This is a genomic window from Psychrobacter sp. G (assembly GCF_000418305.1).
Lineage (GTDB): Bacteria > Pseudomonadota > Gammaproteobacteria > Pseudomonadales > Moraxellaceae > Psychrobacter > Psychrobacter cryohalolentis.
This window is the reverse complement of record NC_021661.1, coordinates 1,780,131-1,793,402: the sequence shown is the minus strand read 5'-3', so window position 1 is coordinate 1,793,402 and position 13,272 is coordinate 1,780,131. Positions and strand designations below refer to the sequence as shown.

Sequence of the window (13,272 nt, the reverse complement as noted above, 5' to 3'; positions counted from 1 at the left end):
GGTAAAAAGGTAGATTATTATGAGGGTATGTTTCTAAAATTGAGGTATAGACTCTAGTCGTCAGCAGTTTTGGCAACTTTACCTCTTGGAGTCAACAGCTGCTGCGACGTCACTTCTTTAGCTTGGCGACAATTTGCTTGAGGTCGTATCACATCGCGTAGATAGGCGGCAACCTCATAAACCGCCCGCCTAGAATGGCTTAAGTTTTGTGCTGGCTCCATCCAGTCACGTATGACGGGTAAGGGGGCATTAATCGCCGTGCTATTGATACCGTTTAAGGCAAATTGTCTGCGAGCACGTGCCATATGGTAGCTGTCGGTGATGAGATAGACATGATGCAGAGGGATACGCTTTGCCGTAAATCGCGCATTCTCGCAAGTATTCATACTGGCGTTTTCGCTGATTAACCCATCAATACCATGCTCAATCAGCCATTGACCAAGCCAAGGCGCTTCAGCACCACTGAGTACAATGGGCAGAGGAAGGTCGTGATAGGCTGTAGCGGCAGCACGGGCACGATTAAGGCTATAGCGATTGAGGATAATTTGGTTGTTATTATCATTGGTCAGACCGCCACCCAATACCACATAAGCGGTAGGCGGCGAGCTTATAGCAACAGGTGGCATTTTTGGTAGCGGCAGATGAGCCAATATATAGACTACTGCTTGAGAAAATAGCGGCGTGAATAAACTGATGAGGACTAAAATAACGGTCGTTGCACCCAGCAAAAACGTAGCATTGATAATACGAAACAGCTTGATCATACGCTCAGCTGAACGTAAATAATGTCGCCATAGGCGATTAGACCATGACTGCTTAGACCACATGCTCATCGTACCCAATGGAGCCATCGGCATTTACCCATACTGGCTCACGCGACAGTTGAATCGCAAATTTCTCATAGACAGTATCTATAATATATTTTTGAGCAGCGGCGACATCTTGTTTAGTAGCAATATACGGCGCGTGATTGGTCAGTACTAGCGCTTGCTGCTGATGGGTAAAAATAGGCTCTATACCGCCGCCCTTTAGACCCGCTTGTTCGATAAGCCAGCCGGCTGCCACTTTAGTCATTGCGTCAGGCATTGGGTAGCCAACGATAGCCGGATAAGATGATTGCAGCGTAGCAAATTGATCTTGAGGGACAATAGGATTTTGAAAAAAGCTGCCGCAATTTGGTAATTGCTTCGGGTCAGGCAGCTTTTGCTGACGAATCTCAATGATGGCATGCATTACATCAGCGGGCGTCGGTTTGGTGCGACCTTGCTGTATCGCATAGCTCTGTGCGACGGTCTGTACATCACCATAGCTTGCCAGCACCTTTGTCGCATCAGTATGCAATCTAAAACCCACACGGCTGATTAGCCACGTATTCGGCTGACGTTTAAACATACTATCACGATAGCCGAAATCGCAGTCGACCGCGGTCAAATCATGCCACGTTTGACTTGGCAGATGGTAAGCACGTACAGACTGTAAGCAGTCCTCTAGCTGAACACCATAAGCGCCAATATTTTGTATGGGAGCGGCGCCAGTCAGACCAGGTATGAGGGCAAGGTTTTCGAGTCCATACCAGCCTTGAGCGACCGTATGTACCACCAAGTCGTGCCAGTTTTCACCTGCCATTACCTCGATATCGACATGAGAGTCTGTTTGCGCTGTCACCTGTATACCACGCATTTGTGGTCGTAAGACAATCGCATTGAGCTTTGCTGGTAGTAGCACATTGCTACCACCGGACAAGACAAATAATGGCTTTCTATGTTGAGTATTTTGCTCATAATATGCCATAAACTCATCAAGTTGCACCTCATCCGTTAAGGTAACTACAGAGTCAGCCATACATGCCAAAGCCATGGTGTTGCTATGAGACAAATCAGCTACGTCATCAGATAGAGTGTGTGGTGCACTGGGTTTAGAGCATAAAGCTGAAGTCATAACATAGCCTATGGGGCAAGTAAACAAAAAGTCATATGGTATTTATTATAAAGGATGCTAGGTATAAAGGTAGCAAAAATATAGCGCCTTATGATTACTATATCTTCCAGCTTTCAATCCAAGCTTGTGCACTTGATTCGATACGCTCGATTACCTCTTCAAAAGCATCGCCATCACCAGTGTATGGGTCTGGCACATCATCACCGCCGTAAGTGGGATCTTCCTCACTAAATAAAGCCAATTTGGCTAATTTTTTATCGGTATTTGTTATACCGTTTTTAATACTCTGCAAGTCTGCTAAATTTTGTGCATCCATCGCTAAGATTAAATCAAAATCGCGAAAGTCATCAGCACTGACTTGGCGCGCGACCAATTTATTGATGTTGTAACCATGAGCTTTAGCGTGACGCTGCGCGCGCTCATCAGGTGCATGCCCAATATGCCAATCCCCAGTGCCTGCCGAATCTACCTTCATCGACAACCCTGCAATCGCTGCTTGCTGACGAAAAATCTCTTCAGCAGTTGGTGAACGGCAGATATTCCCCAAACAGACCAATAATACAGATGACGGAGTAGACGCTTTGATGGGCATATGATGACCTTTTGTCGCAATAAAAAAACATGCTATCAAAATCAACACTAAAAATGTGATTTATAAGCATGCTATAGAGTGTAAGTTAATGAGTGATAGCGTAACGGTTAATACCTTGAATGGCAAGGGCGGAGAGTAAACAATAGGGTCAGCGGTTCATGCATACCCGCTAGCCGTATTATTATTTAAGATGAGGCGATATTATTACTGATCTTACCAAGAGAGCTAATCTTGATTGCTCTTAAAACGATGTAAATCACGGCGCTCTTTTTTATTGGGTTTGTTGTCTGGACGGGCAAGGTTGGCAAGTTTACGCTGCTCAGCATAATAGTCACGGCGAGCGATGCTTTCTTCGGTTTCTGAATACAATACTTCAGCTGCTGTTGCGTTACCGCGTTGCGCCGTTAGTGCTTCAACAACGACTGTCTTTTCAGTCATGGCAGTGGCTGATCCTTGACGAATCTGCAATTCATCGCCAACGGTAATCTCTTTACTGGTCTTTGCGCGGCTACCTGCGTAATGTACGCGCCCGCTTTCGATGGCTTCTTTGGCAAGAGTGCGAGTGCGGTAAAAGCGAGCAGCCCATAACCATTTATCAAGACGCATACGAATAGCATCAGGATTGCTATGACTGGGCTGATTGTGGTTTTTATTATGTTTACTCATCAAAACCTCATAGATATCAATAATGTAAGATTATAATGGTGGTATTTTTAATAATTAAAAGAGCACTAAGCGATTAACATCGTTTTTGTCATTGAGGTTATTGACACCACTGCTTTTCATAGGGGATGCTGTCATGGTTATCATCCATTTTTGTATTAGGACAGTGCTATAAAGTTTAAGTGGCTTCTGTGCATTATGTCATTTGGGAGCAATGCTTTCGGCCACTGATAAATTGATAGTCTACGTTTAGTTTTATTTTAAAAACAACTGATAACCAACATTATCATTAAGCATGGTGCAGTCGTAACCGATATCGAGCAGCGCATCTTGTAGCTGGCGAGAGTTACCCTCAGAAGCTTGCAAACCGACCAATACTCGACCTTCAGCAGCGCCATGATTGCGATAATGAAACAAGGTAATATTAAAGTCGTCACCCAATTTTTCTAAAAAGGTCAATAAAGCGCCTGGACGTTCTGGGAAAGTGACTTGTAATAACTGCTCATTTTCAACATGAGCATGGCCACCAATTAGATGACGGATATGGGATTTGGCGACATCGTCATCGGTCAAATCGTGTGCTGTATAGCCATCAGCTACCAATTGCGTACGGATGGTTTGACGCTCTTTGTCACCTTCTTTTAATGCAATCCCAACGAATATCGCCGCAGGTTCCATAGAATCAGGTGATTTCTTACTATCAGCACGGTAATTAAACTCAGTAATATTACGGCCGTGTAGGCTACGACAGAAGTTTAAGAAAGCGCCAGTCTGCTCAGGGATCGTTACGCCAAAGATGGCTTCTTTTTTCTCACCAATCTCAGTACGCTCAGCGATGTAGCGCAAGCGATCAAAATTCATATTAGCACCGCAAATGATGGCGACGCAGTTTTTGCCTTGTAGGTTATGAGCCTCGATGTATTTTTTCATACCAGCAACTGGCAGCGCGCCAGCAGGCTCAACTATACTGCGGTTCTCTTCAAAGATGTCTTTGACAGCAGCGCAAACTTCATCATTGGTACAAGTGACGACTTCAGGATCGACGACAGGACCGGACTTATCGCTCTTCTGCATACGAACAATATCAAACGGTAATTCGCCGATTTGTGCGACTGCCACACCATCGACGAACAGTCCCACTTGCTCAAGTTTGACTCGCTCATTGGCTTCAAGCGCTGCTTTTAGTGATGCTGATTGGTCGGCTTCTACAGCGATGACTTTGACATGCGGAGCAACTTCGCCCAAAAACGCAGCGACGCCAGAAATCAGACCGCCACCACCAACTGCCACAAAAACATAATCCATATTTCGCCATTGCTGGGTGAGCTCAAGCCCGATGGTGCCTTGTCCGGCAATCACCAGCTCATCATCATATGGTGGGATAAAAGTCAGACCTTCACGCTCAGCGCGATTGATCGCATAGCGGTTCGCTTCATCAAAGCTATCACCATATAAGTCTACATTGCCGCCAAGTGCTCTTACAGCATCTACTTTGATGTCAGGGGTAGTGGTTGGCATAACGATAATGTTATTAAGGGCAAGCTTGCGAGCAGAGTAGGCAACACCTTGGGCATGGTTACCCGCCGATGCGCAAATCACGCCACGCGCTTTTTGCTCGTCATTTAATTGGCTGATACGGTTATAAGCGCCGCGTAATTTGAAGGATTTTACCGGTTGCAGGTCTTCACGTTTGAATCGAATGTCATTAGCAAAACGTTGGGTCAGCTTGGGTGCCGCTTCAAGTGGTGTTTGAATAGCAACGTCATAGACAGTGGCTTGTAAGATGGCTCGTACCCAATGTGACAGCATAAAAATTCCTAGACTCGTGTGTATGAATATGAAAAATGCGGATGGTTATAAATAAGTGGCAATTAACGATAGGAACTACCAAAAAGCGCAGATAAGTATAAAAATGAAATAGATTAGCCTATGCTGATTTTAAGCATCTTGCAAGACACAATTACAGTTTTTGCGGCGGTTTGGTGGTTGATTCTCATCAGATAAAGATAAACTATCAGGAGTAATGCTTTTTTTTGCTTATTTATCCAAAAAAACTTGAGTCATTTTAATATGTCTGTATTATTAGACATATGGAAATAAACAATGCTATCGCAAGCTTTGCTGCGCTCTCTCAAGATACTCGTCTAAAAGCTTTTAGGTTGCTTGTCAGCCAAGAGCCCGTTGGTCTGCCAGCAGGTGAAATTGCTCGTCAATTGTCTGTGCCGCACAATACGATGTCAGCACATTTAGCTGTGCTGGCGCGGGCAGGGTGGGTAGTGTCTCAACGACACAGCCGCCAGATAATTTATCGTGCATCACTATCACATATGGAGATGGTCATTCAGTTTTTATTGCAAGATTGTTGTGCAGGACATTCAGAATTGTGCGCGTCTCTTATGGACAGTTTGAGCAGATGTGAGATTGCTAAACCTGCTGATTCAGACAGCCTTTCAAACAATCAGTAAGCCAATAACTGATTCAGTAAACCTCTTTATTAATAAGCATACTCATAAAATAGGCAAAATTGCTATGAAACCATTAATCTTTCACAACCCAAAATGCGGTACTTCTCGTAACACGTTGGCCATTATGAATGCATCAGGTGAACAGCCGGATATCGTGGAATATCTACAAAATCCGCCAACTCGTGATTATCTAGTTGAGCTATTGGCAAAGATGAGTATTTCACCAAGAGAGCTGTTACGAAGTAAAGAACCTGTCAATGACGAGCTAGGACTAAACAATCCTGAGTTATCTGATGATCAAATTATTGATGCCATGATTGCCCATCCTATCTTAATCAATCGTCCTATTGTAGTCACTAATAAAGGCGCTGCATTATGCCGACCATCGGAGCGAGTGTTTGAGTTACTAGAGAACCCCGTGAGTAGCTTCACTAAAGAAGATGGGGAAGTGATTCATCATGTCAAATAATACAACAGATTTGAATGTGGTCGATTTGGATGATTTGCCCAATATTGATGTAGACAGTATACAACCTATTGATATTGAATCCTTGATTGGTGCACATGACCCGCGTCATCCACCTAAGATACTGGTGCTATATGGCTCATTGCGTACGCGTTCATTCTCTAAATTGGCAGCCGAGGAAGCGAGTCGTCTATTGCGCTGGTATGGTTGTGAGGTGAAGATGTTTAATCCATCTGGTTTACCATTACCTGATGCTGCCGATATAGAGCATCCTAAAGTACAAGAGTTGCGAGAGCTGGCACAGTGGTCAGAGGGTATGCTGTGGGTCAGTCCAGAACGTCACGGCAGTATGACCAGTATCATGAAAGCACAAATCGATTGGATTCCACTATCATTGGGTGGCGTGCGACCAACCCAAGGCAAGACTTTAGCGATAATGCAAGTCAGTGGAGGTAGTCAAAGCTTTAATACGGTCAATCAGCTGCGTATTCTTGGGCGCTGGATGCGCATGATTACTATCCCAAATCAGTCGTCCATTCCAAAAGCATTTTTAGAATTTAACGATGATAATCGCATGGATAAGTCGCCTTTATATCTGCGCCTCGTTGATGTTTGTGAGGAGTTAGTGAAGTTTACGTGGCTCACTCGCGGACGCTCAGCCTATCTGACGGATCGCTATTCTGAACGGGTAGAAAGTGCTGAAGAGTTATCAAAACGCGTTAATCAAAAATCGATTTAATTGTCTATTCTAAATTGACCCAATATCGATTCGATGTTTATTTAATAAAATCAGCTAAATCAAGTAGGCTTTATGAAGCGCTTGCTTAGATAAGTGTCACTGAGTTTTTTTAAGTCAGTCTGTTTAAGTAAGGTTGTTCATGCTCGCATTCATTATTTTTATCGTCACTTTAGGGCTAGTAATATGGCAACCTAGAGGTTTGGGCATTGGTTGGAGTGCTATGGGCGGGGCGTTGGTCGCCCTAGCTTTTGGTGTGGTGCAATTATCTGATGTCGGTGTCGTGTGGGACATTGTGTGGGATGCTACTTTTACCTTTGTCGCACTGATTATCATCTCGCTTATCCTAGATAAGGCTGGGTTTTTTGCTTGGGCAGCACTGCATGTAGCGAGATTGGGTAATGGACAAGGGCGTCTATTGTTCCCGATGATTGTGATGTTAGGTGCTTTTATCTCAGCATTTTTTGCCAATGATGGGGCTGCATTATTACTGACCCCAATTGTGATTGCTATTTTATTACGGTTAAATTTTTCGCCGCCATCTGCGTTGGCATTTATCATAGCGACGGGTTTTATTGCTGATACCGCAAGTTTGCCATTGGTTACATCTAATCTCGTTAATATCGTTAGTGCCAACTATTTTGATATTAGTTTTGGACGTTATGCTTTGGTTATGGTACCGGTCAATATTGTCTCTGTACTAGCGACGCTGGCGGTGCTGTGGATCTTTTATGCACGCCATATTCCGACACACTATTCGATGGCGAACCTTAGTGCACCTGAGTCAGCGATCGAAGATACCTTGGTTTTTAAAGCTGCTTTTCCGCTATTGACTTTGCTACTTGTCGCTTATTTTGCGACAGAGCCGCTCGGTATTCCTATCTCGCTCGTTACTGGTGCGGCTGCATTACTACTCATGGCGATTGCAGGGCGATTTTGGCAAGGCGGTCGTGGGGCGGTGATGTCCGTGCCTGATATTGTGCGTAGAGCACCTTGGCAGATTGTTTTATTTTCTATCGGCATGTACTTGGTTGTTTACGGTTTAGGCAATGCCGGATTAACTGCCTACGGCGCTCAGATCTTGAATTGGTTAGGGCAACAAGGCAATCTAATAGCAACCTTGGGCACAGGATTCCTCTCCGCTATCGTGGCATCTATTATGAATAACATGCCCTCTACCTTGATAGGCGCACTAGCGATTGATAGCGCCCAAGTACCGACCGCCACTCGTGAGCTGATGATTTATGCCAATGTTATTGGTAATGATTTGGGGCCCAAATTTACGCCTGTGGGCAGTCTTGCGACTTTACTATGGCTGCATGTATTGGCAGAAAAGGATTATAAAATCAGCTGGGGGCAGTATATGAAGATTGGTCTGATTATCACCCCGCCAGTATTATTAGTCACCTTGTTAGCTTTAGTATTTTGGTTGCCATATCTGTCTTAGTCGTAAAAATTAACGTCATATCTTATTACTAGAGGCGCTATTACACTGACATCCATCAAAGTCATCGGTTATAATAGCGGCGCATTTTACCTCTTTCACCCTTTACTTTTTTTTAAAGCGATACGTTTATTTTGCCAAGGACTTATGATGAGTGATCAGCAAGCACAAAAGCAAGCCGCCGCCCGCGCCGCCCTACGCTATATCGAAGATGATATGATACTTGGCGTAGGGACAGGAAGTACAGTGAACTGTCTGATTGAGTTATTACCAACCGTAAAGCTGGCTGGCGCAGTTGCAAGCTCGCAGGTGACAGAAGATAGATTGCGCGCACTTGGTATCGAGATTGTTGATTTGAATTTTTCCGGTCAGCTCGATGTGTATATTGACGGTGCTGATGAAGTAAACGCGCATTTGCAGCTGATTAAAGGTGGCGGCGGTGCGCTCACGCGTGAAAAAATTGTTGCGGCGGCATCGAACAAATTTGTTTGTATGGTTGACGCTAGTAAAAGTGTTGAGATACTAGGACGCGAATTCCCAGTGCCGATAGAGGTGTTGCCACAAGCCCGCTCATATGTGGCGCGCGAGTTGGCCAAAATGGGCGGTGAGCCTGTTTATCGTGAAGACTTTGTCACCGATTATGGCAATGTGATTTTGGATACTTATGATTTAGATGTCAGTAATCCAATAGCACTTGAACAGCAGCTTAATAATATCGTCGGTGTGGTCTGTAATGGTATCTTTGCTGCTAATCAAGCCGATGTGTTGTTAAAAGCCAGCAGTAATGGGGTTGAAGTACTGACTCGATAATCAATAAGCGCTTGTTTATTAGACACTAACTTGATTATCACATATTAAAAAAGGCAGAGCACAAGTTATGTGCTCTGCCTTTTTAATATCTATGATTGTATAAATAGCTTTTGAAAATGTGTACCTATATTTTGATTTTGTCTTTTAGCAAAAACTCCATCAAGGCTTTTTGCGCATGTAAGCGGTTTTCAGCTTCATCCCATACCACTGAGCGTGGGTCATCTAACATATCATGAGAGATCTCTTCACCACGATGCGCTGGCAAACAGTGCATAAAGACCACTTCAGAATCGGCTTTATCTAGCAGTGATGGTGTCACTTGATAAGAGGAAAAACGACGCGCACGCGTGTTTTGTTCAGACTCTTGTCCCATGCTTGCCCACACATCAGTGACAATTAAGTGAGAGTCTTTTGCCGCTTCTTGTACGTTTTCAACGATACTCACGCAATGTGAGAAGCGTTTCATCAACTCAGGGTCAGGCTCAAAGCCATAAGGCGCTGCTACTCGTAGCTCAAAGCCAAACTGATTGGCAGCTTGCATATAGGATGCACACATATTGTTGCCATCACCAACCCAAGTGACGATTTTATTTTCGATACTACCGCGATGCTCGTAGTAAGTTTGCATATCAGCCAACAACTGGCAGGGATGAAATTCATCCGTCAAGGCATTAATGATTGGTACGCTTGAGTATTTTGCAAAGGTTTCGACTTTTTCGTGACCAAAGGTGCGAATCATAATGATATCAACCATGCTAGAGATAACGCGTGCGGAATCCTCAATTGGCTCACCGCGTCCAAGTTGGGTATCATTTGGCGATAAGAAGATAGCGCTACCACCAAACTGTCCCATGCCGGTTTCGAATGAGATGCGTGTACGGGTGGATGATTTCTCAAATATCATACCGAGCGTACGACCAACAAAGGGCTGGTATATCTCGCCTGCATGTTGCATATGACGCAATTCGCTGGCGCGTTTGATGAGATTTTCTAGTTCTTGTTTGGTTAAATCAGATAAGGTCAAAAAATGGCGCAAACTCATAGCAATCCTAGCAGTCGAACAAAGTCAATGAAAATGATACGTTATCAGCCGGCAATGATATCGCGTCAATGCGTATACTGGAATGACAACAAACTTTTAGTATAGCGCAATTACTCTCAATGTAAATGTCCAATTTGCCATGATTTATCAGTCATGCAAAGCTGCATTCTATGAGACATTATCTGACATGGCGATTACATCTGTATACGATTTGGGCGTACGCTTAGACGACATAGTAGCTCATAGCCAATCGTATCAGCATGGGTGGCAACTTCATCAACATGCGGCGCATCACCCCATAGTATGACCTTGCTATTTAAAGCGCTACTCTCTGGTACAGCGCTCACATCGATGACAATCATATCCATTGCGACACGCCCAATCACTGCACATGAGTAGCGTTGCTGATTTACGGCGTCAATGACTGAAACATAAGCATCTTCATTGACAACGCGGGGATATCCATCACCATAACCAATACTAACGAGAGCCGTTTTAACATCTTGCTGAGCTATCCAGCGGCTGCCATAACCGATGGCGTCGCCAGCTTGTACGGTCTGCAAGGCAATAATTTGTGCGCTAAATTCCATGGCTGGCTGCAAATTTAGCGTATACGCGCTTTGGTCGATAACAGGCGCACTGCCATATAACATAATGCCTGGACGTACCCAATCATGATGATGCTCTGGGAAATTAACGATACCAGCAGAGTTGCACAACGATCCTTTAATATTGGTACTGACTGTTTGTCGTAAAGTATTTAGCATGTCATTAAAACGCTGAATTTGTATGGCATTTAATGGGTGATCTTGATTGTCGGCATTGGCAAAATGGGTGGTCAAAATCAGCTGATAGCCAGCATCATGCAGAGATTTTGCGGCTGAAATAAGCGTTTGGTTATTAAAACCTAAACGATTCATACCCGTGTTGTACTTTATCCAAACCACTCGAGTGGCGCTATCAACAGGTGGTATTTGCTCTAATGCCCAGTCCAATTGCGGCGCATGATGAATCACGCAACTGATATCATGCTCAATGGCTTGCTGCCACTCATCAACAGTAAAGGCCCCTTCAATAAGCCCAATGGTTTTATCCCAGCCCAATTGCCGTGCTTCTAACGCTTCTCTTAAAGTAGCGACCCCGATACCATCTGCTTGCTGTAACGCTGGTAGGACGGCGGCGACGCCATGTCCATAGGCATTGGCTTTTACCATCGCAAGAACCTTAGATTTTGGTGCTAACGCTTTTACTTGACTAAGATTATGAGTAATGGCGGCAGGCTTGATAGTGATTGTGCGCATAATCGTCTTCTTTTTTAGCAAAGTGATGAAGGGATAAATTTATAAAGCCAGTAATTCATCAATTGAGTTGATGAGTCACTGGCCATTTTTACGAGCAATTTTGATGAGTAATTATCTGTCAGTTTTATTATTCGTCGTTCTCAAAACTGACATTTTGATAGTATTCTGGCGTCAAATTGATAAAGCGGGTAAATTGTCCTTCAAAACCCAAACGTATGGTGCCGATAGGGCCGTTACGCTGCTTACCAATAATGATTTCAGCCACACCTTTGTGATCTGAGTTTTCATTATAAACCTCATCACGATAGATGAACATAATCAAATCGGCATCCTGCTCAATCGCACCAGATTCACGCAGATCCGACATAATAGGACGTTTGTTAGGACGATTTTCTAGACTACGGTTAAGCTGCGACAAGGCGATAACTGGACATTCAAGCTCACGTGCTAGTGCTTTTAAACTTCGAGAAATCTCAGAGATTTCCCCAACACGGTTGCCATCTAGACCGGGTACTTTCATTAATTGTAGATAATCGACAATGATAGCGCCAAGCTTGCCATCATGATTTTTGGCAATACGGCGGCAGCGTGAACGCAGCTCAGAGGGTGGCAGGGCAGTACTGTCATCAATATATAGATGCTTTGACTGCAAATGCTGAATGGCGTTCATCATTTTTGCCCATTCGTCTTCATTCATTTGCCCTGACCGCAGATGTGTTTGGTTGATTGCGCCCCAAGATGATAGCAAACGCATCACGATAGATTCTGCGGGCATCTCCATCGAAAATACCACTACAGGCAAATCTTCATTAAACAAAATCCCTTCTGCTAAGTTCATCGCAAAGGTGGTTTTACCCATCGATGGACGCGCAGCCACAATGACTAAATCGCCTGCTTGCAAGCCTTGGGTTTTATTATTGAGCTCAACAAATGGGGTTTGTAGTCCAATCATGCCATCTGGATTTGATTTGAGCTCTTGGATTTTATCAATAACATTGGTCAATACGGCAGTAATACCGACAGGTCCACGCTGCTCTGCACGTTTATTATGCTGCTCATTGATGCTAAATATTTTTGCTTCTACGTTATCCAAAATATCGCTGACAGTTTGGTCTTTGGGATTATAGGCTAGGGTCAACATATCATTGCCGGTAGTAATCAGCTGACGTAGTGTAGATAGCTCGCGTACACGCTGGGCGTAAGCCGTCAGGTTAAATAAAGTTGCTGGACTTTGGCTCAAGATATCCGCCAAATAGCTGTCGCCGCCCGCACTTTTTAGCAGCTTTTGCGCCTCTAACCAATCGTGTACCATAACCGTGTCATAAGGCTCATTGACTGCAGCTAAATGCGCAATAGCATCAAAAATGTACTGATGTCGCCCAGCATAAAAATCGTCTTTGGTAACGATATCTGCAATCTTATCGTATGCCTCTTCGATACTCATCAAAGACGCCAGCAGCGCCTTTTCAATATCGATATTGTGCGGCGGTGTTTGATTGAGTAAGTCGTCGGTTTTTTCAGTATCTGCCATGAGTGCCTAATATTTCAAAAGTCGGTATAGATGGGTATTGTTGTCAGTATTTATTTTAGTCATGATACAGCAAAGCAAGCGCAATGCACCTCGATTAGAGAAGTACCAAAACGTCATCTCACGCGTGCCAGTAAATGCTACAATCAAAAGCGAAAGTTTAACACATTATGTGATTTTTTCAGCCCAGATAAGTAATTATCTATAAAAATGCCTGCTTCTATGAAATGAAGTTCATGGCATATAACACAGCTTCAAATACGCTCATTTATCATAAAAAATACAAT

The 13,272-nt window shown here is 44.0% G+C and carries 13 protein-coding genes; 5 read left to right on the top strand and 8 right to left on the bottom strand.

The features are described from left to right. Positions 1 to 53: 53 nt before the first annotated feature. From PSYCG_RS07390 to ilvA, 5 genes are all read right to left on the bottom strand, one after another. On the bottom strand, positions 54 to 857 hold the full coding sequence (locus PSYCG_RS07390) for a YdcF family protein (protein WP_227500733.1): 804 nt from the start codon (positions 855 to 857) through the stop codon (positions 54 to 56). Beyond that, positions 817 to 1,938, bottom strand: a complete 1,122-nt coding sequence (gene murB / locus PSYCG_RS07385) for a UDP-N-acetylmuramate dehydrogenase (protein ID WP_020443627.1) — start codon at positions 1,936 to 1,938, stop codon at positions 817 to 819. The genes PSYCG_RS07390 and murB overlap by 41 nt, the downstream gene beginning before the upstream one ends. A gap of 97 nt (positions 1,939 to 2,035) precedes the next feature. Continuing rightward, positions 2,036 to 2,530 carry a low molecular weight protein-tyrosine-phosphatase gene (locus PSYCG_RS07380; RefSeq protein WP_011513800.1) on the bottom strand — a complete coding sequence of 165 codons (495 nt, stop codon included), beginning with the start codon at positions 2,528 to 2,530 and terminating at the stop codon, positions 2,036 to 2,038. Between the two features lie 225 nt (positions 2,531 to 2,755). Beyond that, a complete protein-coding gene (locus PSYCG_RS07375) occupies positions 2,756 to 3,196 on the bottom strand; it encodes an RNA-binding S4 domain-containing protein (protein ID WP_020443626.1) in 441 nt (146 codons plus the stop codon). Positions 3,197 to 3,448: 252 nt separating this feature from the next. Further along, positions 3,449 to 5,002, bottom strand: a complete 1,554-nt coding sequence (ilvA, locus tag PSYCG_RS07370) for a threonine ammonia-lyase, biosynthetic (RefSeq protein ID WP_020443625.1) — start codon at positions 5,000 to 5,002, stop codon at positions 3,449 to 3,451. A 281-nt stretch (positions 5,003 to 5,283) separates the two neighbouring features. On the opposite strand from ilvA, the gene PSYCG_RS07365 reads away from it, so the two are divergent. From PSYCG_RS07365 to rpiA, 5 genes are all read left to right on the top strand, one after another. Beyond that, positions 5,284 to 5,658 (top strand): ArsR/SmtB family transcription factor, encoded by a 375-nt coding sequence (locus PSYCG_RS07365; RefSeq protein WP_020443624.1) that lies wholly within the window; start codon positions 5,284 to 5,286, stop codon positions 5,656 to 5,658. 64 nt (positions 5,659 to 5,722) lie between these two features. Beyond that, a complete protein-coding gene (gene arsC / locus PSYCG_RS07360; RefSeq protein ID WP_020443623.1) occupies positions 5,723 to 6,127 on the top strand; it encodes an arsenate reductase (glutaredoxin) in 405 nt (134 codons plus the stop codon). Continuing rightward, positions 6,117 to 6,863 (top strand): arsenical resistance protein ArsH, encoded by a 747-nt coding sequence (gene arsH / locus PSYCG_RS07355; RefSeq protein ID WP_020443622.1) that lies wholly within the window; start codon positions 6,117 to 6,119, stop codon positions 6,861 to 6,863. Before arsC ends, arsH begins: the two co-directional genes overlap by 11 nt. Before the next feature lie 139 nt (positions 6,864 to 7,002). Further along, entirely contained in the window at positions 7,003 to 8,307 is a 1,305-nt protein-coding gene (locus tag PSYCG_RS07350) for an arsenic transporter (RefSeq protein ID WP_020443621.1), read from the top strand. Positions 8,308 to 8,454: 147 nt separating this feature from the next. Continuing rightward, positions 8,455 to 9,114 carry a ribose-5-phosphate isomerase RpiA gene (gene rpiA, locus PSYCG_RS07345; protein ID WP_020443620.1) on the top strand — a complete coding sequence of 220 codons (660 nt, stop codon included), beginning with the start codon at positions 8,455 to 8,457 and terminating at the stop codon, positions 9,112 to 9,114. 124 nt (positions 9,115 to 9,238) lie between these two features. Here rpiA and argF read toward each other — a convergent pair whose 3' ends face one another. The 3 genes from argF to dnaB all read right to left on the bottom strand — a co-directional run bounded on the left by argF (position 9,239) and on the right by dnaB (position 12,988). After that, the gene (gene argF, locus PSYCG_RS07340) at positions 9,239 to 10,156 is read right to left on the bottom strand and encodes an ornithine carbamoyltransferase (RefSeq protein ID WP_011513792.1); all 918 of its coding nucleotides are present in this window, start codon (positions 10,154 to 10,156) and stop codon (positions 9,239 to 9,241) included. Between the two features lie 194 nt (positions 10,157 to 10,350). After that, positions 10,351 to 11,457 carry an alanine racemase gene (gene alr / locus PSYCG_RS07335; RefSeq protein ID WP_020443619.1) on the bottom strand — a complete coding sequence of 369 codons (1,107 nt, stop codon included), beginning with the start codon at positions 11,455 to 11,457 and terminating at the stop codon, positions 10,351 to 10,353. 127 nt (positions 11,458 to 11,584) lie between these two features. After that, positions 11,585 to 12,988: a replicative DNA helicase gene (gene dnaB, locus PSYCG_RS07330; protein WP_011513790.1), complete on the bottom strand. Its 1,404-nt coding sequence runs from the start codon at positions 12,986 to 12,988 to the stop codon at positions 11,585 to 11,587. Positions 12,989 to 13,272: the final 284 nt, after the last annotated feature.

Excerpts from the sequence above, each read along its gene's own strand:
- PSYCG_RS07390 (WP_227500733.1), bottom strand. The coding sequence starts at position 857 with ATGCCGATGGCTCCATTGGGTACGATGAGCATGTGGTCTAAGCAGTCA.
- murB (WP_020443627.1), bottom strand. The coding sequence starts at position 1,938 with ATGACTTCAGCTTTATGCTCTAAACCCAGTGCACCACACACTCTATCT.
- PSYCG_RS07380 (WP_011513800.1), bottom strand. The coding sequence starts at position 2,530 with ATGCCCATCAAAGCGTCTACTCCGTCATCTGTATTATTGGTCTGTTTG.
- PSYCG_RS07375 (WP_020443626.1), bottom strand. The coding sequence starts at position 3,196 with ATGAGTAAACATAATAAAAACCACAATCAGCCCAGTCATAGCAATCCT.
- ilvA (WP_020443625.1), bottom strand. The coding sequence starts at position 5,002 with ATGCTGTCACATTGGGTACGAGCCATCTTACAAGCCACTGTCTATGAC.
- PSYCG_RS07365 (WP_020443624.1), top strand. The coding sequence starts at position 5,284 with ATGGAAATAAACAATGCTATCGCAAGCTTTGCTGCGCTCTCTCAAGAT.
- arsC (WP_020443623.1), top strand. The coding sequence starts at position 5,723 with ATGAAACCATTAATCTTTCACAACCCAAAATGCGGTACTTCTCGTAAC.
- arsH (WP_020443622.1), top strand. The coding sequence starts at position 6,117 with ATGTCAAATAATACAACAGATTTGAATGTGGTCGATTTGGATGATTTG.
- PSYCG_RS07350 (WP_020443621.1), top strand. The coding sequence starts at position 7,003 with ATGCTCGCATTCATTATTTTTATCGTCACTTTAGGGCTAGTAATATGG.
- rpiA (WP_020443620.1), top strand. The coding sequence starts at position 8,455 with ATGAGTGATCAGCAAGCACAAAAGCAAGCCGCCGCCCGCGCCGCCCTA.
- argF (WP_011513792.1), bottom strand. The coding sequence starts at position 10,156 with ATGAGTTTGCGCCATTTTTTGACCTTATCTGATTTAACCAAACAAGAA.
- alr (WP_020443619.1), bottom strand. The coding sequence starts at position 11,457 with ATGCGCACAATCACTATCAAGCCTGCCGCCATTACTCATAATCTTAGT.
- dnaB (WP_011513790.1), bottom strand. The coding sequence starts at position 12,988 with ATGGCAGATACTGAAAAAACCGACGACTTACTCAATCAAACACCGCCG.